At 41.1% G+C, this 1,464-nt stretch carries 1 protein-coding gene; it reads left to right on the plus strand.

From position 1 onward, the window contains the following. The first annotated feature begins 30 nt into the window (after positions 1-30). Entirely contained in the window at positions 31-1,419 is a 1,389-nt protein-coding gene (locus AOG55_RS06630) for an MFS transporter (RefSeq protein WP_197065840.1), read from the plus strand. Positions 1,420-1,464: the final 45 nt, after the last annotated feature.

A 1,464-nucleotide genomic window follows, 5' to 3' on the forward strand; every position in this document is an offset into this window, starting at 1 on the left:
GTTTATATATGTTATATAGATGGTGTTTTTATGATAGAAGAAACCAAAAGGGAGAATGTAAACGTACAGAAAAAAAGCAATGTTCGGTGGATAATTCCAATAATGCTATTCATTGCAATAATGTTCAATTACGCTGACAGGGAAATATGGACAATAACAGCACCGGCATATGCCTTCGCCTTCGGCTGGACGAAGTCAATTTCCTCATACGGTGTTGCGGGAGCAGGAATATCAGAGTATTCATTAATTTTATTTGGCTGGTCACTTGCGTATGCACTCTTTAATTTTCCTGGGGGGTCAATTGTTGATAAGCTTGGCCTGAGGAAATCCATGGCCACATTTTATGCCATATGGTCTGTTTTTACGGTGCTGACAGCTGCAACCTTTAATTTTATTTCAATGCTGATTGTCAGGCTTTTTATGGGTGCAGGAGAAGGGCCTGTCTGGCCGGTAAACGCAAAAAGTGCGAAAACATGGACAAACAGGTATGATGAGTCAAAGGCATATACATGGGCTGGTGCAGGCCAGGCAGTTGGACCGGTTGTCGCAGCCACCATCGGCGTTGCTATATACGCATTATTTGGATGGCCCGCACCTTTCATATTCTTTGGTGCACTTGGCATAGTATTTGCACTTATATGGTATTTTTATGTTAGGGATACACCGGCCGAGCATAAGGGCGTAAATCAGGCAGAGCTTGACTACATAAATGAGGGAAAAAATCAGGAGCAGGTCAATGAGAAGAAGGTTGGCCCAAAGGATGCATGGAGAAAAACACTTAGAATGGTTTTTACAACACAGGCAGGCATCGGCACACTTTTAATCTTCCTATCATTTGGATATATTTTATACACATTCCTATACTGGCTGCCAACACTGCTGTTCTCTACATTTGTTCATTCAGTAACCACCAGCGGAATATACACAGCAGCGGTTGATACTGCACTAATTGCGGGCTTCCTTGGATCCGGTCCTTTAAATGATGGGCTCCTAAAGAAATTTTCAAAGGTAAATGCCAGAAGAATAGGATCACTGCTTCCAATGAGCATAATGATTGTAATGATAGGCCTATCATACTTCACAGGAACAGCACACCTTTTAGTTCCAACAGTGCTTTTACTGGCGGCCGGCGCCGGGATGATGAACCTCACAGTTGGTTCATGGGCTGTTAATGCAATAGACCTTTCACCATCAGGTACCGCAGGCACTGTATATGGCTTCTATAATGGCATGTTAAACCTTGTTGGTGCATTCAATTCAATAATAGAGGGTGTTCTATTTATAAAATATGGCGCTGTTGTGGGTTTCACTAGCTCAATAATATTCATGGCGGTATTCATAGGCGGATATGTTGGCCTAATAAGAAAGAAAACGTGGAAGAAAGCCATGGATTTAAGGGATAAGCTTTCTGCTGAATAAAATAATTTTTTTAATAATTTGAATTTTCTAACTTATTATTTATTA

The sequence above is a fragment of the Acidiplasma cupricumulans genome (assembly GCF_001402935.1).
Taxonomy (GTDB): domain Archaea; phylum Thermoplasmatota; class Thermoplasmata; order Thermoplasmatales; family Thermoplasmataceae; genus Acidiplasma; species Acidiplasma aeolicum.

Bases quoted from the DNA above. Each gene is read 5' to 3' on its own strand.
- AOG55_RS06630 (WP_197065840.1), top strand. From the start codon at position 31: ATGATAGAAGAAACCAAAAGGGAGAATGTAAACGTACAGAAAAAAAGC.